General features: G+C 31.8%; 25 protein-coding genes. 8 read left to right on the top strand and 17 right to left on the bottom strand.

What is annotated here, in order from left to right:
* On the bottom strand, positions 1–658 hold a 658-nt coding region (locus N4A42_RS14165; protein ID WP_294075366.1), incomplete at its 3' end, for a DUF4846 domain-containing protein.
* A gap of 164 nt (positions 659–822) precedes the next feature.
* On the opposite strand from N4A42_RS14165, the gene N4A42_RS14160 reads away from it, so the two are divergent.
* The gene (locus N4A42_RS14160; protein WP_294075364.1) at positions 823–1,200 is read left to right on the top strand and encodes a cupin domain-containing protein; all 378 of its coding nucleotides are present in this window, start codon (positions 823–825) and stop codon (positions 1,198–1,200) included.
* Between the two features lie 12 nt (positions 1,201–1,212).
* Here the strand turns inward: N4A42_RS14160 and N4A42_RS14155 are convergent, their stop codons facing one another.
* From N4A42_RS14155 to N4A42_RS14120, 8 genes are all read right to left on the bottom strand, one after another.
* Positions 1,213–2,457, bottom strand: coding sequence for an Nramp family divalent metal transporter (locus N4A42_RS14155; protein WP_294075362.1), 1,245 nt, complete (start codon positions 2,455–2,457; stop codon positions 1,213–1,215).
* Positions 2,457–3,002 carry a sigma-70 family RNA polymerase sigma factor gene (locus N4A42_RS14150; protein WP_294075360.1) on the bottom strand — a complete coding sequence of 182 codons (546 nt, stop codon included), beginning with the start codon at positions 3,000–3,002 and terminating at the stop codon, positions 2,457–2,459. The genes N4A42_RS14155 and N4A42_RS14150 overlap by 1 nt, the downstream gene beginning before the upstream one ends.
* Complete coding sequence (locus N4A42_RS14145) at positions 2,993–4,105, bottom strand: glycosyltransferase (RefSeq protein ID WP_294075357.1); 1,113 nt, start codon at positions 4,103–4,105, stop codon at positions 2,993–2,995. The genes N4A42_RS14150 and N4A42_RS14145 overlap by 10 nt, the downstream gene beginning before the upstream one ends.
* Positions 4,106–4,111: 6 nt before the next feature.
* Positions 4,112–4,315: a membrane or secreted protein gene (locus N4A42_RS14140; protein ID WP_294075355.1), complete on the bottom strand. Its 204-nt coding sequence runs from the start codon at positions 4,313–4,315 to the stop codon at positions 4,112–4,114.
* Positions 4,316–4,602: 287 nt separating this feature from the next.
* Positions 4,603–5,397: an anti-sigma factor gene (locus tag N4A42_RS14135; protein ID WP_294075353.1), complete on the bottom strand. Its 795-nt coding sequence runs from the start codon at positions 5,395–5,397 to the stop codon at positions 4,603–4,605.
* Between the two features lie 11 nt (positions 5,398–5,408).
* The gene (locus N4A42_RS14130) at positions 5,409–5,942 is read right to left on the bottom strand and encodes a sigma-70 family RNA polymerase sigma factor (protein ID WP_294075351.1); all 534 of its coding nucleotides are present in this window, start codon (positions 5,940–5,942) and stop codon (positions 5,409–5,411) included.
* A 203-nt stretch (positions 5,943–6,145) separates the two neighbouring features.
* Complete coding sequence (gene murB / locus N4A42_RS14125; RefSeq protein ID WP_294075349.1) at positions 6,146–7,159, bottom strand: UDP-N-acetylmuramate dehydrogenase; 1,014 nt, start codon at positions 7,157–7,159, stop codon at positions 6,146–6,148.
* Complete coding sequence (locus N4A42_RS14120; RefSeq protein WP_294075347.1) at positions 7,159–8,349, bottom strand: pyridoxal phosphate-dependent aminotransferase; 1,191 nt, start codon at positions 8,347–8,349, stop codon at positions 7,159–7,161. Before N4A42_RS14120 ends, murB begins: the two co-directional genes overlap by 1 nt.
* 171 nt (positions 8,350–8,520) lie before the next feature.
* On the opposite strand from N4A42_RS14120, the gene N4A42_RS14115 reads away from it, so the two are divergent.
* Positions 8,521–9,819, top strand: a complete 1,299-nt coding sequence (locus N4A42_RS14115; protein WP_294075345.1) for an aspartyl protease family protein — start codon at positions 8,521–8,523, stop codon at positions 9,817–9,819.
* A 33-nt stretch (positions 9,820–9,852) separates the two neighbouring features.
* On the opposite strand, the gene N4A42_RS14110 is transcribed toward N4A42_RS14115, so the two are convergent.
* Positions 9,853–10,281, bottom strand: a complete 429-nt coding sequence (locus N4A42_RS14110) for a DUF1573 domain-containing protein (protein WP_294075343.1) — start codon at positions 10,279–10,281, stop codon at positions 9,853–9,855.
* Between the two features lie 185 nt (positions 10,282–10,466).
* On the opposite strand from N4A42_RS14110, the gene N4A42_RS14105 reads away from it, so the two are divergent.
* Positions 10,467–13,100, top strand: a complete 2,634-nt coding sequence (locus N4A42_RS14105; RefSeq protein ID WP_294075341.1) for a valine--tRNA ligase — start codon at positions 10,467–10,469, stop codon at positions 13,098–13,100.
* Positions 13,101–13,161: 61 nt separating this feature from the next.
* On the opposite strand, the gene rodA is transcribed toward N4A42_RS14105, so the two are convergent.
* From rodA to purH, 6 genes are all read right to left on the bottom strand, one after another.
* Positions 13,162–14,442, bottom strand: coding sequence for a rod shape-determining protein RodA (gene rodA, locus N4A42_RS14100; protein ID WP_294075338.1), 1,281 nt, complete (start codon positions 14,440–14,442; stop codon positions 13,162–13,164).
* Between the two features lie 3 nt (positions 14,443–14,445).
* Complete coding sequence (gene mrdA, locus N4A42_RS14095; RefSeq protein WP_294075335.1) at positions 14,446–16,386, bottom strand: penicillin-binding protein 2; 1,941 nt, start codon at positions 16,384–16,386, stop codon at positions 14,446–14,448.
* Positions 16,383–16,889 carry a rod shape-determining protein MreD gene (gene mreD, locus N4A42_RS14090; RefSeq protein ID WP_294075333.1) on the bottom strand — a complete coding sequence of 169 codons (507 nt, stop codon included), beginning with the start codon at positions 16,887–16,889 and terminating at the stop codon, positions 16,383–16,385. Before mreD ends, mrdA begins: the two co-directional genes overlap by 4 nt.
* Entirely contained in the window at positions 16,882–17,703 is an 822-nt protein-coding gene (mreC, locus tag N4A42_RS14085) for a rod shape-determining protein MreC (RefSeq protein WP_294075330.1), read from the bottom strand. The genes mreD and mreC overlap by 8 nt, the downstream gene beginning before the upstream one ends.
* Before the next feature lie 10 nt (positions 17,704–17,713).
* Entirely contained in the window at positions 17,714–18,742 is a 1,029-nt protein-coding gene (locus N4A42_RS14080) for a rod shape-determining protein (RefSeq protein ID WP_294075327.1), read from the bottom strand.
* Positions 18,743–18,913: 171 nt separating this feature from the next.
* A complete protein-coding gene (gene purH / locus N4A42_RS14075) occupies positions 18,914–20,443 on the bottom strand; it encodes a bifunctional phosphoribosylaminoimidazolecarboxamide formyltransferase/IMP cyclohydrolase (protein WP_294075323.1) in 1,530 nt (509 codons plus the stop codon).
* A gap of 145 nt (positions 20,444–20,588) precedes the next feature.
* Here purH and N4A42_RS14070 point away from each other — a divergent pair, with 145 nt between their 5' ends.
* On the top strand, positions 20,589–21,842 hold the full coding sequence (locus N4A42_RS14070; protein WP_294075321.1) for an ABC transporter permease: 1,254 nt from the start codon (positions 20,589–20,591) through the stop codon (positions 21,840–21,842).
* Positions 21,843–21,952: 110 nt separating this feature from the next.
* On the opposite strand, the gene N4A42_RS14065 is transcribed toward N4A42_RS14070, so the two are convergent.
* Positions 21,953–22,408, bottom strand: coding sequence for a GAF domain-containing protein (locus N4A42_RS14065; protein ID WP_294075318.1), 456 nt, complete (start codon positions 22,406–22,408; stop codon positions 21,953–21,955).
* A 93-nt stretch (positions 22,409–22,501) separates the two neighbouring features.
* Here N4A42_RS14065 and xrtF point away from each other — a divergent pair, with 93 nt between their 5' ends.
* The 4 genes from xrtF to N4A42_RS14045 form a co-directional block, all read left to right on the top strand.
* The gene (gene xrtF, locus N4A42_RS14060; RefSeq protein WP_294075316.1) at positions 22,502–23,053 is read left to right on the top strand and encodes an exosortase family protein XrtF; all 552 of its coding nucleotides are present in this window, start codon (positions 22,502–22,504) and stop codon (positions 23,051–23,053) included.
* On the top strand, positions 23,046–23,474 hold the full coding sequence (locus tag N4A42_RS14055) for an exosortase F system-associated protein (RefSeq protein WP_294075313.1): 429 nt from the start codon (positions 23,046–23,048) through the stop codon (positions 23,472–23,474). The genes xrtF and N4A42_RS14055 overlap by 8 nt, the downstream gene beginning before the upstream one ends.
* A gap of 49 nt (positions 23,475–23,523) precedes the next feature.
* On the top strand, positions 23,524–23,940 hold the full coding sequence (locus tag N4A42_RS14050; protein ID WP_294075310.1) for a hypothetical protein: 417 nt from the start codon (positions 23,524–23,526) through the stop codon (positions 23,938–23,940).
* Between the two features lie 77 nt (positions 23,941–24,017).
* A partial coding sequence (locus N4A42_RS14045) for a hypothetical protein (protein WP_294075308.1) occupies positions 24,018–24,217 on the top strand: 200 nt, incomplete at its 3' end.

Below are 24,217 nucleotides of genomic sequence, written 5' to 3'. Positions count from 1 at the left end.
TGTGTCCTGGTGAACCACCTTTAATGAGCATGTCGCCAATTTTTAAATCCTTTGCTTTTATAGATTCTAATTCGTTAAATAAAGATAAAGTGCCAGAATAGGTATAGATTAAATTTAAGAACTTATAGAAATTAGTTTTTGAATGATCTGCACTTGCTGTTTTGTGAAAACTAACACGGTTTCCTTTAATTTTTGGCCTATAACCTTCAGCATATTTTTTCCAAGAACAATAATGGCCAGAGGTAAAATTAAATCCGATTTCATTTTTTCTATTGTTATCCCATAGGTATTCGCTGCGTATTCTTATAAGCGCATCAGCACATTGTTGTAAACCGTTTTTAGGAACAGGAACTTCTAAAATTCCTATATGTCCACCTTGCCAGAAATATTCAGAATTGTCATAATTAATAATTTTACTTCCGAAAGGTTTTAGCTTGTAGTGTCTAAGATAATCTTCAAAACTTCCTTTAGGATATGCAGCGCGTTTATATCCTTTAGGAATATTGACTCTAGATTTTATGGTTAAGCTATCCTTATTGATTAAACTAGGTGTTTCAATAATGGCAGTAGCAGTTTCTATGGCCTTTTCAATAGGTTTAAATTGAAATGCAAAGAATACTAAACCAATGATGAATAAAAGGAGTATTATTTTTTTCATTTATTTAAATTTTGTCAAAAACCTATGGTTCATTTATTTAATTGTTTCGGTGGGTAATGAACATTGCCTGCCAAATGCCCATTATGGGCTTTCATAAGATTTAAAACGATAAAAAATGTTATTTTGTTATGTTGATTTTCAATTTATGTTACTTTAGTAGTGTTATGAAACAAAATCTTTTATGTCTGCTGTTGGGTGTTTTTTTACTTTCTGTATTGAATTGTAAAAGTACATCGCACTTGCCAGATCCTTTAGAAGCTGGTTGGAAAGGCAAATCTGTTTGCAAGGTCTTAGAAGAAAATAAAGACTTACGTGTGCTAAAATGTGTGTTTCCTCCAAATGTTGGGCACGAAAAGCATTATCATAATCCGCACTTTGGTTATACGCTTTCTGGCAGCAAATTTAGAATTACTGATACCAAAGGAACACGAGAAGTTGATGTGCCTAAAGGTTATAGTTTTTCAAAAGACAAAATCACAGAACACAAAGTGCTTAATATAGGTGAAACAACAGCTGAGTTTTTAATTATAGAGTATAAATAAGTCTTTGTTATTTTATAATATAGTGAGATACCATACACTGAAACCTATTAAAAATAGTATTCCCATCCACGATAAAATATGAAGAAACAAGCTTGGCCTCCAAGCTTTTGGTGTGTGCTTGCTAGAAATTAACTTGTAATTAATAGCAGCATAAAAAGGTGCTGTAATAAACGATAGTATTGTAGCTGTTTTAATGAGTAAGCCCATTTCTGAGGCAAACCCAAAGAAGATAAATATTGTACCAAAAGTTAAAATTAAAATCCAGTATAAATAGCCGTTATTATTGGTCTTATTATAAAGTATATCCAAACTTTTAGACATGGCTCTTGGTGAGGCATCTAAAGTTGTAATTGTGGTGCTAAACATAGTTGTAAAAGCTGCAATACCAATAATAATCTTTGCCCAGTCACCTAAGCTTTTTGTATATAGATTAATAAGTTGATTAGAAAATACACCAGCTTTATTGCTAAAAGTGTCGTCGGTATTAAACATGACAAAATAGCCCAAGCAAACAAATGCTATACCAAGAACTATAGCTCCAATAAAACCTATGTTAAAATCGAATAATGCGTTTTTTGGAGAAAACGAGCTGTCGTCCTTTTTCTTTTCTATAGCCCAAATAGAATGCCATACAGAAATATCTAATGGAGCAGGCATCCAACCCATAAAGGCGATTAAAAAAGCAATTTCTATTTTGTTTTCTGGAAAAATCTGAGTGAATGAGAGTGCTTTGTCAAATTCTGTATATGCAAAGCAGACAGCAAATAATGTGCTTATTGTAAGTGTTATAATGATTACTTTAATGAGCTTGTCTAAAGTGCTGTACTTTCCTAAAAAAAGAATGAATAAACAAACGAGTAATATAATGATTGTCCATATCTCAACGCTGCTAATGCTATCTATGCCAAAATTTAAAAAGCTAATGTCACCAAATAACGAATTTGCCAAACCTGCAGTAACTATAGTTACGGCTGTTTGTATGGTAAACATGGTTGCTAGGTTTAGAATAAAGTAAATAATTAAGATGCTTTTTCCTAGTTTACGATAGCCTTCTAGTAAACTTTCGCCTGTTGCAGAAGCATACCTTGGCCCAAATTGAAAGAAAGGATATTTAAATAAGTTAACTAGTAACAATGCCCAAAGTAATCCTAAGCCAAAGTCTGCACCAGCTCTTGTAGATTGTACTAAATGTGATACACCAATGGCAGCACCAGCAAAAAGTAAACCTGGTCCTAATTTTTTAAATTTAGATAACATTATGTTTTGGTAATAATAGCAGCTAAAAGCTTTTTTGCTCTTAACAGTTTTACCTTAACATTATTGATAGGTTCTTTAAGCTCATCAGATATTTCCTTGTAGCTCAATTCTTGAAAATACCTTAAGTTAATTACTTGTTGATAATGAGGCTTAAGTTTTTTTATGTCTTTAAGTAACTTGGCAAGATTCTGCTCTGTAATAATCTTATCTTCTGGAGTAGGAGAGTCATCAATAATTTCGAGATAACTATCTTCATTATCCTTAGATGTATTTCGGATTGATTTTTTTTGCTTTCTAACTAAATCTATATGAATATTTTTAGAAATAGTAATTAGCCAAGTTTTAAATTTATAGTCTTCCTTATAGGTGTTAATCTTATCAAAAGCTTTAGAAAATGTTTGAATAGTGATATCTTCAGCATCGTTTTCGTTTTGGGTACGTTTTAATTGAAAAGCATAGACGTCATTCCAAAATGTATCCAGGAGAAAGTTGAACGCAATCTGGTCATTCTCTTTGGCTTTATTTATTGCGTCATTTATTTCCAATGCTTTGGTGTAGATATTAGGTTAGCAATAAATATACTTAATTGCGTACTAATTAAAAATATTTCTAGAAAAGGAGCGAAAAATACAAGATTAACTTCGTCTAATTTTTTAGCCGTAAGTCCAAAACTTAAAAGTTGAATTATAAATCGCAAAGCAATTAGTGATATTACCCATTTAAAATCATAGCTTAAGACCAAAAGTAATATTCCGAAAATCCAGAACAATAATTGTGAAGTGTAAAATAAACCTAATAAAAATTTGTGCTTAGTTTTATAAAAGCTTGAAGTACTTATATGTCTACGTTTTTGTATAATCCAATCTTTAAAAGATGTTTTTGGCTCAGAAATAGTAAAGCTTTCATTAGAAACACATAGTGCAGTATTCTTACTATTGGCAATTTCATTTATAAATAAATCATCATCACCAGATTTTATCTTCATGTGACTGTTAAAGCCATTATTATTAAAAAATAACTCTTTTCTATATGCCATATTTCTGCCAACTCCCATATACGGTAATCCTAATTTTGCATAAGAAAAATATTGTAATGCAGTTACTACGGTTTCAAAACGAATAAGTAGATTTAATAACGAAAATTTCTTTTTAGCGTAACCGCCATAGCCTAATACAATAGCTTTTTGGTTAGAGAATTTACTGCTTATGTGTGATAACCATTTGTTAGAGTTTGGTTTGCAATCAGCATCAGTAAACACTAAAAAATCTTGCGTTGAGGCTTTTATGCCTAAGGTTAATGCATATTTTTTGTTTCCCCAAAAAGCTTCATTAGATTTTACATCTACAATTTTAATGTTGTTGTGTTTGCTTTCAAAATCTTTCATTACTTCTAATGTGTCATCAGAAGAGCTGTCATTGACCAGAACAACTTCAAAATTGGAGTAATCTTGCTCTAATATATATCTAAGATTCTTTTTTAAGTTATCAGCTTCGTTTTTAGCACAAATAATAACTGATAGTGGAATGTGCTTTTTTAAACGAGTCTCTGTACGCTTAATAGAAAAAGAAAAAAGAAAAGCTAAATAATAAATAACCTGAATGCCAACAATGACTATAAAAGTCCAAAACAATATAGTGGCAATATCCATTAAAATCTACGAGTGTTGAGGGTCGTTGCAGTCTTTAAATTGGTCTGGAGTTTTTCCACAAAATCCACAAGCTTCTCCTTCTTTATTTAACACTGGGTTTTGACTAGCACAAGTACCAGCAAACTTACCATCTTTTTTTGCCCAAAGCTTTATAGATATACCAGCAATAGCTACAGCTAACATTCCAAGAGTGAGAAGAAATAATTTCATGTGTATTGTAATACTTAAAAATTTATGCAAAGATAATGCTTTTACATTTATTTTTACTCTTATTTGATTGTGACTTAATCTTATAAACTATGTGCTATAAATTATAAGAAACTATAATAGTTAGTATTATTCATAAATCATTATTTGAAAAAGAATACGCTTTTAAAATTTTGAATAAAAAGAAGCTTTTTCAAAAAACAAAACCTAACATTATGAAACAATTTCACAATGGTAGGTTTTGTTTTCTAACAAGTGCCTGTGTTTAGCGAGGTCGAAGTTTAATAATCTTATTTTTCTCTTAAAGTAATTTCTGCAACTTCAGTATTATTTTCATTAGCGTGGTCACCTTTTGTACCTATTTTAATACTTAAAGCTAATGCATCTTCCATATACGGAATTGTCTTCAGTTTATTTCGGTCAGATTCATTTAGGATGCCTAGATTAACCATTCTGTCTTGTAATTCTGCCCAAATCTGATAATGCTGATCTTCAGGTAGCTCAGGTAGTTTAATAACATCTAATACCGATGTTTTATCTACTGGGTTAATATAGGCTACGGTTTTAAGATCCTTTGCGCGCTCATTACCGTTAATAACATATTTTAGAGCATCAGGATGGTTTAATTTACTTAACTCCTTAGCTAACTCAGTTAGCTTTGCATTGTTTTTTTCTATATCGCTTCTTAAATCAAAAATTTCATCTACAACAATGTTGTTTTCATCCAATAAGCTTAGGTTTTTTTGATATAAGAAAAATGTTGTTGCTGCAAATAAAACGGCTGCTGCACTAGCGGCAATACTATACCAAGGAATTTTTTTGTGTTGTACTAATTGAATAACTTTAGTGTCTTTAGTTTCATCTAAAGCATCTAAAATATTTCCTAATATATGATTAGGTACATCTACTGCACCTGCTTTGGCGATAAGCTCTAAGTTATTCTGAAGTTTTTCGTAAGCTTCTGCTGCTTCAGGATAATTGTTTATGTAAAATTCTACTTCTTTAGTTTCTTCATAAGAAGTTTCGCCTACTAAATATTTATTGAGTAAGTTAGAATTTAAAAAGCTATGTAATTTTGTTTCCATATCTATATTATTTATGGATTGTAAACTTTTTTTAGTTCTCGTAACCCTATTTTTAATCTCGATTTAATTGTGCCAAGCGGAATATTTAATTCGTCACTTGCCTCTTGTTGTGTCATGCCTTCAAAAAATAAAGCTTTAAGCACAATTTGATACTTTTCTTCGAGTCGTCCAACATGCTCTTTAATATCCAAGACATCTTGGTTTAAATTGCTTGAAGGTAAGATATATACGTTTGAAGTGTCTATTTGGACTTCTTTTTGATATCGATTATTAAAACTTCGTAGTTTATCTATTGCTGTATTTCTGGCAATTCTAAATAACCAGGTAAATAGTTTTGCTTTACTAGAATCGTATTTGTGAGCATTTTTCCAAACCTTAATAAAGGTTTCTTGTAGAGCGTCTTGAGCGACTTCTTCGTTAATTGTAATTTTTAAAATAACACCATATAAGCTATTGGAATAATTTTCGTACAGTAGATTTAAAGCACGCTTATCTCCCGTTTTAAGAAAATCAATTATTTTTTGCTCTGTTGGTGTAGCTTTCAAAATATTAAAATATTAATTATCTGGCTTTTATGACATCCAAAAAGGATTTGTTAACGTAAATATACTTAAATACATTATATTAATTATAAGGTGTTTAAGATTAAAAATCTTAGAATAATTCTCTTCCAAAGAGATTGGTTAATAGCATTTTAAAAAAGATTATTCTAAATTCAAAAGTCGTGATTTACATTACGGCTTTTGTTTTAAATTATATTTACTTCAGTTTCTATAGTGATATTAAATAATCTTTTAATCGTTTTCTGAATTAATTGTGCTAATTGAAAAATGTCATTTCCTTTGGCATTGCCATAATTAACTAAAACCAGAGCTTGTTTATTGTGTACGCCATAATCATTAAAACGTTTTCCTTTAAAACCAGCTTTTTCTATAAGCCAACCAGCAGGTACTTTTATCTTTGTGTCCGAAACCTTGTATGATGGTACGTCTGGGAAGTTTTCCTGCAATTTTTTAAATTGGTCTATTGAGATAATAGGATTTTTAAAAAAACTACCACTATTACCTATCTCTTTAGGGTCTGGCAATTTACTCTGTCTAATAGCAATTACAGCTTTTGAAACTTCTTGAATTGTAGGTTCTGTAATATTAAAATGCTCTAATTGTTGCTTTATGGCACCATAATCTGTATGAAGTTTATGATTGGTTTTTGTTAACTCAAAAGTTACGCTTGTAATAATATATTCCCCTTTTAAATCTTGTTTAAAAACGGATTCTCTATACCCAAACTTACACTCATTTTTTGTGAAAGTTTTAGTATTCTGATCAGCGATGTTGATAGCATCACAACTCATAAAAACATCTTTTAATTCTACACCATAAGCTCCAATATTTTGTATAGGTGATGTGCCAACATTGCCAGGAATTAAGGACAGGTTTTCTACACCACCATAATTATGCTCTAAACACCAAAGCACAAACTGATGCCAGTTTTCGCCAGCCATGGCTTTAACTGTAACCTTGTTTTCAGTTTCGTCAATGACTTTAATACCTTTTAAATTAATATGAAGTACTAAAGCCTCAATGTCTTTGGTGAGTAGCATATTGCTGCCACCACCTAAAATAAATAAAGGGTTGCCATTTTGGGTTTTTAAAGTTTGTATAAGCGTTTCTACTGTAGATATGTTACAATAAGAAGCCGCCTTTGCATCAATGCCAAAGGTGTTAAAAGGTTGTAATGAAACATTCTTTTCTATGGTCATTAGTCTTTATAAACTTTTAATGCTTCAGATATAATTTTTACCGCTTTTTTAAGACTATCTTCATTTAATACATACGCGATTCTTATTTGGTTTAGACCAACACCAGGAGTAGAGTAAAAACCAGCTGCTGGTGCAACCATAACAGTGCTATTGTCATAATCGAAAGACTCTAATAGCCAACGTGCAAAATCATCTGAATTCTTTACAGGTAATTCTGCAATACAATAAAACGCTCCATTTGGTTTAGCAACTTTAACACCAGGAATGTTTTCTAAACCTTCAATTAAGATATTTCTTCGTTTTACATATTCTTTGGTTACATCATCAAAATAGCTTTGTGGTGTGTCTAAAGCAGCTTCACTTGCTATTTGTGCTAAAGTCGGAGGGCTTAATCTTGCTTGAGCAAATTTTAAAGCAGTTTTAATAACATCTTTGTTTCTTGAAACTAAATATCCTATACGAGCTCCACACATACTATAACGTTTAGATACTGAATCTATAACTATAGTGTGTTCATCTAAGCCAGACTTTTGAAGGATAGAATAATGTTCAATATCATCGTAAACAAATTCTCTATAAACTTCGTCAGCAATTAAAAATAAATCGTGCTTTTTTACAATGGCAGCCAATTTATCTATCTCTTCTTTAGAATATAAATAACCTGTAGGATTACCAGGATTACATATAAGGATAGCTTTAGTTTTTGGTGTAATTAACTTCTCAAATTCTTCAATAGAAGGTAAAGCAAAATTATTTTCAATCTTAGATATTACCGGAACAACATTAACACTAGAAGCTGTTGAGAATCCGTTGTAATTTGCATAAAATGGCTCTGGAATAATAATTTCATCATCTTCGTCCATAATACTTCCAAAAGCAAATAGTAAAGCTTCACTACCACCAGTAGTAACTATAATGTCGTTGTGGCTAACTTCTATGTCGTTACGAGAATAGTATTCTGCTATTTTTTTTCTATAGGTTTCAGAGCCTTCAGATCTAGAATAAGCCAAAATATCTAAATCACTTGCTTTTATAGCATCTAACGCTACTGTTGGTGTTTTTATGTCTGGCTGACCAATGTTGAGATAATATACAGTTTTTCCTTGTTTGTGAGCTTCTTCAGCATAAGGGACCAATTTTCTAATTGGTGACTCTGGCATATTTATACCTTTATTTGAGATTTTTGGCATGATAAAAAAATTAAAATGCTAAGTTCTGAAATTTCTTAAAGTTTCTGTAAAAAATAGCGTTTAAAATAATTAGTTTAAGAAAGATTTGTAAATTCAGTTAAAACTAAGTCTTAATTGAAAAAACATTTTTGGCATATAATCATACTTTTTTTATGTTTTAATTGTTGCTTTTTGTGTGCCCAAGGTGGCTTTTTTCTTAAAAATGATGTTAGCCAAAAAATAAGCTTTGAGTTTGCTGCAAATCTTATAATTATTCCTGTAGAAATTAATGGCGTAGAGTTATCTTTTGTGTTAGATACTGGTGTTAGCAAGCCTATTTTATTTAATTTAAACGAGAATGATTCTCTAGATTTAAAAAACACAAAGACATTTTTTTTACATGGATTAGGTGCTGATGGAAAGATAGAAGCTTTAAAGTCTAGCCATAATAAACTAAAGATAGGTGATGCTTTAGATCATAACCAAGATTTGTATGTGGTTTTTGATACGTCTATAAACTTTACGCCACGTTTAGGAATTGTTGTTCATGGCATTATTGGTTATGATGTTTTTAAAGATTTTATTGTTGAAATTAATTACAGTTCAAAATTTATAAGACTGCATAAGCCTGAAGCATTTAAGCCTAAGAAATCTAAAAAATGGAAAACTATTCCTATTGAAATTCATAAAAAAAAGCCTTACTTAGATGCAGATATTATACTTAACAATGAAGAGCAAGATGTGAAATTACTTATAGATACAGGTAGTAGTGATGCTTTGTGGTTGTTTGAAGATAAGAAGCAAGGCTTAGTGCCTAATGATTCGCTTTTTTTTATTGACTATTTGGGTAAAGGATTAAGTGGCTCTGTATATGGTAAGAGATCTAAAGTAAGTAATTTTAGACTTAATGACTTTAGTTTAGATAACGTAAATGTTGCTTATCCAGATTCAGTGTCTATTGACGTTAATAGAATTTATAAGGACAGAAATGGTAGTGTAGGAGGTGATGTGCTAAAGCGTTTTAACTTGTTTTTTGATTATAAGAATGAAAGATTACATTTTAAAAAAAACGGCTATTTTAAAAAGCCATTTACTTATAATAATAGTGGAATTGTTTTAGAGCATAATGGTACTATGTTTGTAAAAGAGCAAATTAATTTACCAAAAAGTGATGATTACAGAGATGATAATAATATAAACTCAATAAAGGTAGATTTGTCCATTAGTCATAGAATGGTGCTAAAACCAATTTATAGAGTGGTAGAGTTACGTAAATCTTCAAATGCTTATGCGGTAGGTCTAAGAGTAGATGATATTTTACTTAGTGTTAATGGTAAAGAAGTTTATGATTTAAAATTGGCTGAAATCAATGAGGTTTTTCATGGAAAAACAGGTAAGAATGTATGGTTGAAAATTGAGCGTTATGGAAAGACAATGTTTTTTAAATTTAAATTAGATAATGCCTTTAAAAAAAATAAGCCCTCAAATTGAGAGCTTATTTTATTAAAATATTGTAATTGAAATCTACTGTTCAATCATACTTTTTTCTTTCTTTTCTAAAACACTAGTTTTACTTGGGTCTATCACTAAGCCTTTAATTTTAAGTGCTACAGTTGGAGTTTCAGCGTTAGAGAAAACTGTAATTGTTTTTCTAATTGGATTCACTCTTTTTGTATCGTACTTTACTTCAATTTCGCCAGTTTCACCAGGCATAATTGGTCCTTTTGGTTTTTTAGGAACGGTACAACCACATGTAGATTTTACATTAGAAATAACCAAAGGGGCATTACCTGTATTAGTGAATTCAAAAGTTCTTACACCATTAGATCCTTTTTCAATGGTTCCGTAATCAATAACAGTGGTTTTAAATTCTATTTTAGCTACTTGCTTCTCTTGGGCAGAAACTCCCAAACTCATTAAACCTACAAATAGAATTGCTATTAAATTTTTCATCATTTTAGTTTTAAATTGATACTTCCAAAACTACTTACTTTTTTACTTTCATCAAAATTAATTAGTTGTAATGCATAGTATTTAACAGTATTTCGAGTATATGTCTACATAAAGTGGTCTAATTATTTTTCAAAAAAAGAAATATAAGTACTTTTGTCAGTTACTTAGCAAAAACGATACCAAATATGGAAATCCCATCAAAATATAATGCATTATCAGTAGAGAAAAAGTGGTACGACTACTGGATGGAGCACAACTATTTTAATTCTACACCAGACGAAAGAGAACCATACACCATTGTAATACCACCACCGAACGTTACAGGAATATTGCATATGGGTCATATGTTAAACAATACTATACAAGATGTATTGATTCGTCGTGCACGTTTATTAGGTAAAAATGCATGTTGGGTACCTGGTACTGATCACGCCTCTATTGCTACAGAAGCAAAAGTTGTAGCAAAGTTAAAAGCAGAAGGTATTGATAAAAATGATCTGTCTCGCGAAGAATTTTTAAAACACGCATGGGATTGGACGCACGAATATGGAGGTGTAATTCTTGAGCAGTTAAAGAAATTAGGCTGTTCTTGCGATTGGGATCGTACTAAATTTACAATGGATGATGATATGTCTGAAGCTGTAATCAAAGTTTTTGTTGATTTATACAATAAAGGACTTATTTATCGTGGTTATAGGATGGTAAATTGGGATCCAGAAGCAAAAACAACACTTTCTGATGAAGAAGTAGAGTATATTGAAAAACAAGGTAAACTTTACTATGTGAATTATAAAGTTGAAGGTACAGACGAAACTTTAACTATTGCTACAACAAGACCAGAAACTATTCTTGGTGATACAGCAATATGTATTAATCCTGAAGACCCAAGGCATCAAAATCTTAAGGGTAAAAAAGCTATTGTACCAATCTGTAATCGTGTAATTCCTATTATAGAAGATGAGTATGTAGATGTAGAGTTTGGTACAGGTTGTTTAAAAGTAACACCTGCTCACGATGAAAATGATAAAGTTCTTGGAGATAAGCATAAGCTAGAAGTAATAGATATCTTCAATGAAGATGCAACCTTAAATAGTTTTGGTATGCATTACGAAGGTCAAGATCGTTTTGCAGTTCGTAAGGCTATTGTTAAAGAGTTAGAAGCTTTAGGGCAAATTAATAAAATAGAAGATTATACCAATCGTGTTGGTATTTCTGAACGTACAAAAGCTATTATAGAACCACGTTTGAGCGATCAGTGGTTTTTAAAGATGGAAGATTTAGCAAAACCAGCATTAGATGCAGTACTTACTAATGGTGATGTAAAATTATTTCCAAAGAAATTTGAAAACACTTATCGTCACTGGATGGAAAACATAAGAGATTGGAACATCTCTCGTCAACTACTTTGGGGACAACAAATTCCTGCATATTATTATGGTGATGGGAAAAATGATTTTGTAGTAGCAGAGAATATTGAAGACGCAGTAAAATTAGCTCAAGAGAAGACTAACAATCAACAATTAACAGTTAACGATTTAACGCAAGAAACAGATGCGCTAGATACTTGGTTTAGCTCATGGTTATGGCCAATAAGTGTTTTTGATGGTATTCGTAATCCTGAAAATGCAGATATAAAATACTATTACCCAACTAATGATTTAGTAACTGGACCAGATATTTTATTCTTTTGGGTGGCAAGAATGATAGTTGCAGGTTATGAGTATAAAGATCAAAGACCATTTGAAAATGTCTACTTAACAGGATTGGTTAGAGATAAGCAAAGACGAAAAATGTCTAAATCGCTTGGTAATTCACCAGACGCTTTAAAACTTATCGAAGAATTTGGTGCAGACGGTGTACGTGTAGGTTTGTTATTAAGTTCTGCTGCAGGAAATGATTTATTGTTCGATGAAGCACTTTGCCAGCAAGGAAAACAATTTGCTAATAAAATATGGAATGCTTTTAGACTTGTTAAAGGTTGGGAGGTAAGTGAAACCATAGAGCAACCTAACTCTAGTAAAGTAGCTTTAGAATGGTATGAAGCCAAGTTTCAGAAAACCATTTTAGAGATAGAAGATCATTTTAGTAAATACCGTTTAAGCGATGCGCTTATGGCTATTTATAAGTTGATTTGGGATGATTTCTGTTCGTGGTTATTAGAAATGATAAAGCCAGCTTATGGTAGTCCAATAGATAAGGTAACTTTTGACTCGGTTATACGTTTGTTTGAAGATAACTTGAAAATCCTTCACCCATTTATGCCATTCTTAACTGAAGAGATTTGGCAATATATTGAAGAGCGTTCACCAGAAAATGCGCTAATTATTTCAAAATGGCCTGAGGCTAAGCCTGTAAATGAAAGCTTAATTAATGAATTTGATTTTGCTTCAGAAGTTATTTCAGGAATTAGAACTATTAGAAAGCAAAAAAATATAGCCTTTAAAGATGCTATAGGTTTTTCTGTAGTTAATAACGAAAACGTAAAGCCTACTTTTGATGAGGTTATTTCAAAAATGGGTAACCTAGATAGTTTTGAATATGTTTCAGGAGCCGTTGAAGGCGCTTTAACTTATCGTGTTAAGTCTAACGAATATTTTATTCCGATGGCAGGTAGTATCGATGTTGAAGCAGAAATAAAGAAACTAACAGAAGAGTTAAATTACACGGAAGGTTTCTTAAAATCTGTACAAAAGAAACTATCAAATGAGCGTTTTGTAAATAATGCTCCAGAACAAGTAGTGGCTTCAGAAAAGAAAAAAGAAGCTGATGCTTTAGCTAAAATTGAAACAATTAAGGCAAGCTTAGCAAGTTTGAATTAAATACTAGTTGTGTGTGATTAAATTATAAAAAAGACTGCTTTTAAAAGCAGTCTTTTTTAGTTTACCATTCGTTGATCTTATTGCTATCTAACTTTATAAAAATAAAAAGTAGAATTGTAAATCCCCAAAGTCCTGAGCCTCCATAACTAAAAAAAGGTAGAGGAATGCCAACAGTTGGTATTAAACCCATTACCATACCAATATTTATAGTGAAATGTACAAATAGTATAGAAGCTACTCCATAACCATATACACGGCTAAATTGAGATTTTTGCGATTCGGCAAGATATAATATTCTTATAATGAGTAATACAAATGCAATAATTACAAAACTGCTACCAACAAAACCCCATTCTTCACCAACTGTACTAAAAATATAATCGGTATGTTGTTCTGGTACAAATTTCCCTGTAGTTCTGGTTCCTTGTAAAAATCCTTTTCCTGTTATATGACCAGAGCTAATTGCTTCCTCAGATTGAATGAGGTTGTAAGCTTCGGCCTTTCTCATGCGTTCAAGTTTTATAGGGTCTTTTTCAAGTCTTAACCACAGACTAATTCTATTCTGTTGATGTGTTTTTAATCCATGATTATAAAACAATTTTACACCATAAGCAAAACCAACCGAAATGAATAAAACTAAGAGATATTGAAGTATAGATGCGCGTTTCTTCTTTCTGAGAAAATAACGTAAAGTAAGTACAAGGGTAACAATTATAGCTGTGATTGCAATTCCAAATTTTAAGGAGAGGACAGCTAATAATATTAAAGATAATGCTACAATTAAGTAAACTTGTTGCAGGCCTTCTCTGTAGAAAACAAAGAAAAAAGCTAAATATACAATGGTACTACCAGCATCATTTTGTAGTAATATTAACAAAGCAGGAAAAAATATAATAGCTGCAACTCTAATTTGATCTTTTAGCGTTTTCATGTTTGTTTGCAAGTCACTTATATACTTAGCTACTGCCAATGCTGTGGCAAACTTGGCAAACTCACTAGGCTGAATGGTCATACTACCAATGCCATACCAAGAACGTGCTCCGTTAACATCTTTACCAAAGATAAAAAGTCCAATTAATGATAAAATGGCGACTAAGTAAATAATACTCGCAAAGCGTTCGTAAAACTTAGCTTCTAGTGATAATATGAGGATAATTAAAACTAATGATAGTCCTATAAAAATAAGATGTTTACCGTATAGTTGAGAAGTGTTGAAATAACCAGTAATCTCACCAGTCTGCGATGCAGAAAGTATGTTTACATAGCCAAAACCGACCAATAAAAGAAACAGGATTATAGTAATCCAATCGAACTTAAAACGTCTTTGATTTTCTCTTAACATGAATTAGGACTTTGGAATTTCGGCTTTAAGTTGTAATAGCTTTTGAAACTCTTCTTCTTCAATAGCTTCTAGAGTTGTTTGTCTGTTTATACCAAAAGGTTCACCTGAAAAAGGCTTTTGGTACTCATGCTCTAAAGAATGACGAAGCACAAAGTCTTCCATATCCTTTCTAGAGATCTCACCTCTTAGATAGTATTCAATCATTAAACTAGCCATGCGTCCTGCAAACCGACTTCCAAAGTAGCCGTTCTCAACAAATACTGCGATGGCTATTTTAGGGTTGTCCTTTGGTGCAAATGCTACAAAAATTGAATGATCGGTTAGCTGTGTCTTAACACTATCTATAATAGCAAAGTTTTCTGCAGTACCAGTTTTACCACAAATCTCAATACCTTTTACCTTTAGCATGTCTGCAGTCCCTTTATTATAAACATCGAGCATACCTTGTATTACAGGTTCAAAATGTTGCTTATCTATTGTGGTGTGTTTTGGTGTAGTAAATTTAGAAGGGATATCATCTCCTTTAATATTTTTAATAATATGAGGAGTGTAAAAATAACCACGATTACCAATAGCAGCAGCCATATTAGCTAACTGTATTGGGGTAGCTAAAACTTCACCTTGTCCAATAGCATTAGAAATAGTAAATGTAGTGTACCATCTGTTTTTTCCATAGCCTCTGTCATAAGTGTTAGCAGTTGGCACTTTACCAGGTTGCCCAACAGAAAGGTCGTTATTGAGGTAATTTCCTAAACCAAAACTTTTTATGTGCTTACTCCATTTATCCATGCCTTCTGCAGGCGAATCGTATTTATCTATAATTTTCCGATAAACATTAGCGAAGTAAGCATTACAAGATTCGTATATGCCAATACTCATGTTTGCAGGACTTTTATGAACATGGCATCCCATTTTTCTATTACCATAACGATAACCCAATGCGCAACTAAAACGATCATTAGGAGTTACAACTCCTTCTTGTAGTGCAATAAGAGCGTTTAATGTTTTAAATGGGGAGCCAGGTGGATACATGGCTTGCAGACCTCTATCGAATAAGGGTTTAGCGATGCTGTCTCTGTAAAGTTTGTTAAAGTTTTTAGAACGATTTCTACCAACTAATAAATTTGGATTGTAGGAAGGACCTGAGACCATAGCAAGAATTTCACCAGAGCTAGGTTCAATAGCAACTATGCCTCCACGTTTATTAGTCATTAAAAGCTCACCATAGGCTTGAAGTTTAGAATCTATAGTTATTGTTATGTCTTTACCTGGTACAGGTAGTGTGTCTAATTTTCCTTCTTTAAAAGGGCCAAGATCTTTGTTAAATCTATCTTTTTGAACAAACTTTATTCCTTTTACTCCTCTAAGTGTTTTTTCATAGGTTTTTTCTATTCCTTGTTTACCTATTAAATCACCTAATTTATAATAAGGCTGTTTTTTTATGATGCTACGGTTAACTTCTCCAATATCACCCAAGACATTTGCTCCTATGGTAGTTTGATAAGCTCTTAATGAGCGTTTTTGAATATAGAAACCTTCATACTTTCGCATTTTTTCTTGTAGTACAGCATAATCGTTTTTAGAGAGCTGAGGTACAAAAGGCGAGGGTAATCTTGGAGAATAGGTTTTGGCGCGTTTTAGTTTTTTATCGTAATCTTCCTTTGTGATTTTTAGTAAGTCGCAAAATTCTTTAAGCTTTAAAGAGTCCATTGGTTCTACCTCTCTAGGAATTACCATAACGTCATAAGAGGGTTGATTAGCAACTAAAAGTCTACCATTTCTGTCGTAAACGTATCCGCGTTTAGGGTAGGTGTATTCTTTTTTTATAGCTGTATCTTCAAAAATGTCGTAATCATTACCACTATATACCTGTAAATAGAATAGGCGTGCTATAAATACAAGACCAACAAGAATAACTGTTGTTAATAGTAATAGTTTTCTCATTTTTTGTTACGACTGAATAAAATTATAATCAGGATAGAAAGTAGTATAGTGAAAATACTTGAGAATAACGTCTTCTTTAATATTAAAAGTATGTTAGAGATGTTAAAAATCTCGAGAGAAAACATAACCAAATGATGAATCACTGTTCCAAAAGTGATATAAGTAATTAGGCTGCCTAATTCTGTATTACTGAATTTAACGCTTTGGTGTTCGTAGAGCATACCAAAAGAAGTCTTTAAAAGTACAGGTCTAGCATAAGCTAATAATACTGATGCGGCAGCATGTACGCCTCCAGAATCTAAAAACATATCAATGAGCATACCTAATATAAAACCCGATAGAATTAAAACCATTCTGTTTTCTCTAATAGGAAATAAAAAAATAAAGATGATGTAGATGTAAGGGTTGATATATCCCAAAAAATTAATATTGCTGCATATAATGACTTGCACTAACAATAGCAAAATAAACCTAACGCTATTTATTCCCAAAACACTATTCATTACTGCTGTTTTCTAGGGTTGTAATTTCAGTTCTGTCTAGATTTTCGAGTATATAGATTGTTCCGATATTAGTCATGTCATTAAACAATCGTACTTGTATATTGTACGTGTCTCCGCTAATATCTGTTTCAAAACTTTCAATATTACCTATGTTAATTCCCTTAGGGAAAATCGCAGATTGTCCACCAGTTACAATAGTGTCACCAATTTTTACAGGAGCAAACTTAGATACATCTACAAGTTGAACATATTCTGGCGAATTGCCATTCCATGTTAATGAGCCAATATGGTTTGAAGCTTTTAATTTAGCATTAATCTTACTCTTTTTGTTAAGCATAGAAAGTACTGTAGCGTAACTGTTAGATGTATTGTCTATGATACCAATAATGCCTTTTGAAGTAATAACGCCAAAATCTTGTTTAATACTGTCATTTTTACCCTTATTAATAGTAAGGTAATTATTGGTAGAGGAATAACTGTTTTTATAAACATCTGCAGTTGTTACCTTGTACTTTCCTTTAGAATATGTAGTGTCTATATACGATATTTCAGAGGACGTTTCAGAATTAAATAATTGTTCTCTCAACGTTCTGTTTTCTTCAGCAAGAATTTCGTTTTCGTGTTCGAGATTAAAATACTTGTCAATTGAATTAGCTGTTCCGTATACTCCACCAGATAATGCGTTAGCAGAATTTATGAACTTGCTTTTGTGATAATTGTGAGATTGAATGGTTAAAGCTAAGGCAATACTAAAAAGGAATAAAAACAACAGAAAGTTTTTGTTGCGTAAAACAAAATTGATGATTTGTTGCATTATTCACTTCTTATTTTATCAATACGCTTTTGTATTTTGTTAGACTTTTAAGTACTATACCTGTACCTCTTACAACGGCTCTTAAAGGATCTTCAGCAATATATACTGGTAAATCTGTTTTTTGAGATAAACGTTTGTCTAAACCTCTTAACATAGATCCACCTCCAGCAAGATATATACCTGTATTGTATATGTCAGCGGCTAATTCTGGTGGTGTTTGAGATAACGTTTCCATTACAGAATCTTCAATACGTAGAATAGATTTGTCTAAAGCTTTCGCAATTTCTCTATAAGAAATATTAACTTGTTTTGGTTTACCTGTTAATAAATCTCGTCCTTGAACACTCATATCTTCTGGTGGTAAATCTAAATCTTCTGTTGCAGCACCAATCTGAATTTTAATCTTTTCTGCTGTTCTATCACCAACGTATAGGTTATGTTGTGTACGCATATAATAGATAATATCATTGGTAAATACATCGCCAGCAACTTTTACAGATTTGTCACAAACAATACCACCAAGAGCAATTACAGCAATTTCTGTGGTTCCACCACCTATATCAACAATCATGTTACCCTTAGGTTGCATAATATCTACACCAATACCAATAGCAGCAGCCATAGGCTCATGAATTAAGTAAACCTCTTTACCATTAACACGCTCACAAGATTCTTTTACCGCTCGCATTTCTACTTCTGTAATTCCTGAAGGAATACAAACTACCATTCTTAAAGCGGGATTAAAAAACTTCTTTTTTAAAGCAGGAATATTTTTAATGAATAAGCTAATCATTTGCTCAGAAGCATCAAAATCTGCAATTACACCATCTTTAAGTGGTCTAATGGTTTTAATGTTTTCGTGCGTTTTACCTTGCATCATATTAGCTTCCTTGCCAACAGCTATGATTTTTCCGCTAATGCGATCTCTGGCAACTATAGACGGATTATCAACCACAACTTTGTCGTTGTGGATAATCAACGTATTTGCAGTACCTAAATCTATGGCTATTTCTTCAGTAAGAAAATCAAAAAATCCCATGCGCTATTTTGTATTAATTTGGGTTATTTAAATCATAAAATTTATGACCAAGCGTAAATGTAATAAATTATACGTTATTTCTATAGTTATAGATGTTTTCTTATGTCTTTTTTATGAAGTTGATTTAGCTAATAATAATTCAGACAAAAGATTCCCTTTTGCAAGGGAATTCTAATGCTTAAAGTGACGTGTTCCTGTAAACACCATTGCAACATCATTTTCGTTGCAATAGTTAATACTTAACTCGTCTTTTATTGAGCCTCCTGGTTGGATTACAGCTTTAATACCTGCATTATCTGCAATTTCTACACAATCTGGAAATGGGAAAAATGCATCACTTGCCATAACAGCACCTTCTAAATCAAAGTTGAATGATTTTGCTTTATGAATGGCTTGGTTAAGTGCGTCTACACGACTAGTTTGCCCAGTTCCACTAGCGCACAATTGCTTGTTTTTGGCTAAAACAATAGTGTTAGACTTAGTGTGTTTACATAGCTTAGATGCAAAAATTAAATCTTCTAATTCACTTTGAGAAGGTGTAGAATTTGTAACAGTTTTTAAATCTTCGAGAGCGTCTGTTTTTGCATCGCGTTCTTGTACCAACGCACCATTTAAACAGGTTCTTACCGTTGTTTTAGGGAGTTCTATATCATTAAGGATTAAAAGAATTCTATTTTTCTTTCCTTTTAATATTTCAAGAGCATCATCGCTAAAAGAAGGTGCAATAACAACTTCACAGAATAGTTTGTGTATTTCTTCAGCTGTAGCTTTGTCAATTTCAGTATTACTAATTAAAATACCACCAAAGGCAGAAACAGGGTCTCCAGCCAATGCATCTTTGTATGCTTCTAAAACAGTACTTCGTTGTGCAAAACCACAAGCGTTATTGTGTTTTAAAATGGCGAATGTTGGGTCTTCACCTTTAAATTCTAAGATTAAATTTACAGACGCATCAACATCTAAAAGGTTGTTGTAACTTAATTCTTTACCATGTAATTTGGTAAACATAGCATCAAAATCACCAAAGAAAAATCCTTTTTGATGAGGATTTTCCCCATAACGTAATATTTTTCCTTTAGGTTCACTTATTTTAAGAACAGTTTCTTCGTTGTTTTTATTGAAATAATTAAAAATAGCAGTATCGTAATGAGAAGAAACATTAAAGGCTTTAGCAGCAAAACGTTTTCTGTCCTCTTCTGAAGTTTCACCATTTTTAGCTTCAAGCAATTCTAAAAATTCTGAATAATCTTCAACAGAAGATACGCAGGTTACATCGGAGTAATTTTTAGCTGCAGCTCTAATTAATGAAATGCCTCCAATATCAATTTTTTCAATAATGTCTTGGTTACTTGCACCAGAAGCAACTGTTTTTTCAAAAGGATAAAGGTCTACGATAACCAAATCTATTTGAGGAATTTCGAATTCTGCCAGTTCAGCAACATCATTTGCGTTGTCTTGTCGATTTAAGATGCCGCCAAATACTTTTGGATGCAAGGTTTTAACACGTCCGCCTAAAATAGAAGGGTAGGAGGTAACATCTTCAACAGGTACGACATCAATTCCTAAGTCTTTTATAAATTTCTCAGTGCCACCAGTTGAGTATATTGTAACGTTAAGATCGTTTAGTTTTTTTACAATTGGTGCTAATCCATCTTTACTAAATACCGAAATAAGTGCAGAGGAAATGGTTTTGTTGCTCATAATGTTATGTTCTGATTTTAATGTCGCAAAAATACACATATTAAAGAGTATAATCTCATTGCAAAAAGCAGTTTATTTAAGTTTTTTGTAACAATAAATTGTTGAAAACGTCCTATCTTTAAATTGTTTTAACACAATCTAAATTATGCTTGTCTATTTAAGAGTATTCAAAGAAAGTTTTTCATTTGCATTAAATGCCCTTAGAAATAACAAACTGCGTACGTTTTTGTCGCTTTTGGGTGTTACTGTTGGTATTTTTTCAATTATAGCTGTTTTGGCAGCTGTAGATTCTTTAGATAAGGATATAAAAGAAAATCTTTCAGGTTTAGATAAGAATACTATGTATTTAACCAAATATTCTTTTGGTCCAACAGATGTTCCTCGTTGGAAACGTGATAATTATCCGCAAACAGAATATGATGATTATGAGTTTGTAAGACGAAATATTTCAGATATTGAAGAGTCAGCTTATGTTATTTTTGGTGGCAGTGAAACCATACGTTACCAAGCGGAAACAGTTACAAATGTTGAGGTAACTCCGATTTCGCATGGTATTTATGTTATTGATGATTTAAAAATAGAAAAAGGAAGATTTTACTCTGAGCTTGAGTCTGATACTGGAGCACCAGTTATTGTTATTGGCTCAGAATTAGCTGAAAATCTTTTTGATCAATCTAACCCAATAGGTAAAGTGGTGCGCGTTTATGGTAGAAAACTAACTGTAATTGGAGTGCTGAAAAAATATGGGTCAGGTTTAGGCGACTCACCTGATGGAAAAGGATTTGTGCCAGCAAATTTTGTGAGACAATTTAGAAATGGTGGTGCTAATGGTTTGCCTGGTGCTGTGGTTATTAAACCCAAAGCAGGAGTTGATATTGGCGCTTTTGAAAATGTGTTAAGACAAAAGTTTAGAGCGTATAGAGGACTTAAAGCAGATGAGGAAGATGATTTCTTTATTAATAAGCTATCTGGATTAGTGTCTTTTGTAGATGGTATTATATCTATGCTTAATGGTGTAGGTTGGGTAATTAGTGGGTTTTCGCTATTGGTTGGTGGTTTTGGTATTGCTAATATTATGTTTGTTAGTGTTAAAGAACGCACAAATCTTATCGGAATTCAGAAATCTTTAGGAGCTAAGAATCGTTTTATTTTATTTCAGTTTTTATTTGAAGCTGTAATATTAGCTGTTGTAGGTGGTTTAGTTGGGCTTTTCTTAGTTTGGATTACTTCTTTAATTATGAATGGTGTTGTTGGTGACGATTTTACATTTGTACTGTCCTTAGGTAATATGTTTTTAGGGTTTGCCTTATCTACTTTTATTGGCTTATTATCTGGTGTTATACCTGCGTTTTCAGCGTCTAAATTAGATCCTGTAGAAGCTATTAGAACTGGAATGTAGTATATTTATTAGGTATTAGGGTGATGTAAAGCAGTAGCAATACCTGTTCAGAAAAATAAACAAATACCTTTAGCCTCTATGAGAAAAACTTCATTAGAAGCTAAAAACTGCTAAAGTATTTTAGCAACTTCACTACAAACAAATTCTAAAAATCGTTCGTCAGCTTCTGTAAAAGGATCTGGAGTGTTAGAGTCAATATCTATTTGACCTATGTTTTCACCATTAACAAATATTGGAATTACAATTTCGGCTTTTACAGTTATACTACAAGCAATGTAATTGTCTTGGGCTGATACATCAGGAACAACAAAGTTTTCATTACTCACAGCTACTTGTCCGCAAATGCCTTTTCCAAAAGGTATTATTGTGTGGTCGGTAGGTTCGCCAACATATGGGCCAAGTTTTAATTCGTTCTTATCACCATTTTTAAAATAAAAACCCACCCAATTGTAATAATCAACATTAGCTTCGAGAAGCTTACATATTTTAAGAAGTCGCTCATCTATACTTAAGTTGCTAAGTGAAATGATATTTTTTATTTCGGGTTTTAAATCTTCAAGAATCATAGCAATAAATTTTTCAGCAAAAATATTTAAATGCTTTCACTTTTAAATTAGGGTTTTCATAAATTTAACAGCAAACTACTAATGGCTTTATAAGTGAGAGAACTTTTAACAAAATACAGGCTTGTTATTCTTTTCATAATTACATTTATATCTGTTTATGGAGTGTTAACGATTGGCTATCGGTTGTATTTAGGTTTTTCGGATGGCTCTAAGTATTATCCGGATTATATGACCAATTTGGTAGCAAGACAAACTAACACTATACTTAACAGTGTAGGATATGATGCGAACGTTTTACCTCACCCAAATGAAGCTTCAATGAAAGTAATTATCAATGGTAAGTTTGTTGCTAGAGTCATAGAAGGTTGTAATGCTGTAAGTATTATTATTTTGTTTTTATCTTTTGTTGTTGCTTTTGCAGGTAAGCTAAAAACAACCATTTTTTATTGCTTTGCTGGTAGTATAATTATTTATGCATTTAATTTAATACGTATTGTTATTTTATCTGTAGGTTTATTTCATTATCCTTGGAGAGAGGACATATTGCATAAAGTACTATTTCCTATGCTTATATACGGTGCCGTATTTTTATTATGGATGGTGTGGGTGAATCGTTTTTCAAAACCTGCAACAACTAATGCCTAAGCTTACACGATACATATTTGTTTTTGTTTTAATGATGATTTTGGTGGCTATAAGAGCATTTGAGGATGATTTGTTCTACGATCCGTATTTAACATTTTTTGAAAATGATTATCTCTATATGGATAACCCTAGGCGAGAAGTCGCAAAACTTGTCTTTTTTACAAGCCTAAGGTTTTTATTGAATACATTAGCTTCTTTAGGGATACTCTATTTTATCTTTAATGATAAGATAATGATAAAGTTTTCGGTTTTAATCTATGGTATAGCATATCTTATTTTACTTATACCATTTTTATATTTTGTTATTAATCCTAGGCAAGAAGACTATTACTTGTTCTTTAATATTAGACGGTTTTTAATTCAACCTATAGGCATAATTCTGTTGTTACCTGCGTTTTATTATTATAAATTGAATCGTTAATCATTTTATAAATACGCTTTAAATTTTAAGAATTTTGTAAATTTGCAATGTGAAGCAATCAATATCACATAAAGTATTTTCAACGGTACTATCGTTTTTAGTATTAGCTTCAACCTTATCGCTAACTATAGAGAAGCATTTCTGCGGAGGTGTTTTAATAGATGTAGCAGTATTTACTGAGGTTGAAAAATGCGCAAATGATGTTTTATCAGAATCAGATTCTACTCAAATAGTAAAAAAATCTTGTTGTAAAGACGAGGTAGATGTTTTTGAGGGCATCAGTGAAATGATAAAAGATTCTTTTGAAGATTTAGATGATATTCAAAAGCAAGTTTTGTTTGCTTATGCACACAGTTATATTAGTCTTTATGAAAGCTTACCAAAACAAATTATTGCTCATAAAGATTATTCACCACCAAAACTCATTAAGGACATACAGGTCTTGAATGAAACTTTTCTAATTTGATTTAAGGATAACACATTTTGTTAATGTGTTGGGTAAATATTATCCAATACAGATTGTTATACCTAAATCAAAAATTAATGAAAAACTATTTAATTATATTTTTTATGTTCTTGTTGAGTACAATAGATGCTCAAGAACAATTAAAAGGTGTTATTTTAGAATCTGGTAGTTCTAAAGAAATGCCTTTACCAGGAGCCAATATTTATTGGTTGGGTTCTACTATAGGAACCATAAGTACCGATGATGGTACATTTAGCTTGCCTTACAAGTTTTCTTA

This window comes from Winogradskyella sp., from assembly GCF_025210595.1.
Classification (GTDB): Bacteria; Bacteroidota; Bacteroidia; order Flavobacteriales; family Flavobacteriaceae; genus Winogradskyella.
Note: the sequence above shows the minus strand (reverse complement) of the source record. Positions and strands in the feature narration are given on the sequence as shown.

Excerpts from the sequence above, each read along its gene's own strand:
- N4A42_RS14160 (WP_294075364.1), top strand. The coding sequence starts at position 823 with ATGAAACAAAATCTTTTATGTCTGCTGTTGGGTGTTTTTTTACTTTCT.
- N4A42_RS14155 (WP_294075362.1), bottom strand. The coding sequence starts at position 2,457 with ATGTTATCTAAATTTAAAAAATTAGGACCAGGTTTACTTTTTGCTGGT.
- N4A42_RS14145 (WP_294075357.1), bottom strand. The coding sequence starts at position 4,105 with ATGGATATTGCCACTATATTGTTTTGGACTTTTATAGTCATTGTTGGC.
- N4A42_RS14140 (WP_294075355.1), bottom strand. The coding sequence starts at position 4,315 with ATGAAATTATTTCTTCTCACTCTTGGAATGTTAGCTGTAGCTATTGCT.
- N4A42_RS14135 (WP_294075353.1), bottom strand. The coding sequence starts at position 5,397 with ATGGAAACAAAATTACATAGCTTTTTAAATTCTAACTTACTCAATAAA.
- murB (WP_294075349.1), bottom strand. The coding sequence starts at position 7,159 with ATGACCATAGAAAAGAATGTTTCATTACAACCTTTTAACACCTTTGGC.
- N4A42_RS14120 (WP_294075347.1), bottom strand. The coding sequence starts at position 8,349 with ATGCCAAAAATCTCAAATAAAGGTATAAATATGCCAGAGTCACCAATT.
- N4A42_RS14110 (WP_294075343.1), bottom strand. The coding sequence starts at position 10,281 with ATGAAAAATTTAATAGCAATTCTATTTGTAGGTTTAATGAGTTTGGGA.
- N4A42_RS14105 (WP_294075341.1), top strand. The coding sequence starts at position 10,467 with ATGGAAATCCCATCAAAATATAATGCATTATCAGTAGAGAAAAAGTGG.
- rodA (WP_294075338.1), bottom strand. The coding sequence starts at position 14,442 with ATGTTAAGAGAAAATCAAAGACGTTTTAAGTTCGATTGGATTACTATA.
- mrdA (WP_294075335.1), bottom strand. The coding sequence starts at position 16,386 with ATGAGAAAACTATTACTATTAACAACAGTTATTCTTGTTGGTCTTGTA.
- mreD (WP_294075333.1), bottom strand. The coding sequence starts at position 16,889 with ATGAATAGTGTTTTGGGAATAAATAGCGTTAGGTTTATTTTGCTATTG.
- mreC (WP_294075330.1), bottom strand. The coding sequence starts at position 17,703 with ATGCAACAAATCATCAATTTTGTTTTACGCAACAAAAACTTTCTGTTG.
- N4A42_RS14080 (WP_294075327.1), bottom strand. The coding sequence starts at position 18,742 with ATGGGATTTTTTGATTTTCTTACTGAAGAAATAGCCATAGATTTAGGT.
- purH (WP_294075323.1), bottom strand. The coding sequence starts at position 20,443 with ATGAGCAACAAAACCATTTCCTCTGCACTTATTTCGGTATTTAGTAAA.
- N4A42_RS14070 (WP_294075321.1), top strand. The coding sequence starts at position 20,589 with ATGCTTGTCTATTTAAGAGTATTCAAAGAAAGTTTTTCATTTGCATTA.
- N4A42_RS14065 (WP_294075318.1), bottom strand. The coding sequence starts at position 22,408 with ATGATTCTTGAAGATTTAAAACCCGAAATAAAAAATATCATTTCACTT.
- N4A42_RS14055 (WP_294075313.1), top strand. The coding sequence starts at position 23,046 with ATGCCTAAGCTTACACGATACATATTTGTTTTTGTTTTAATGATGATT.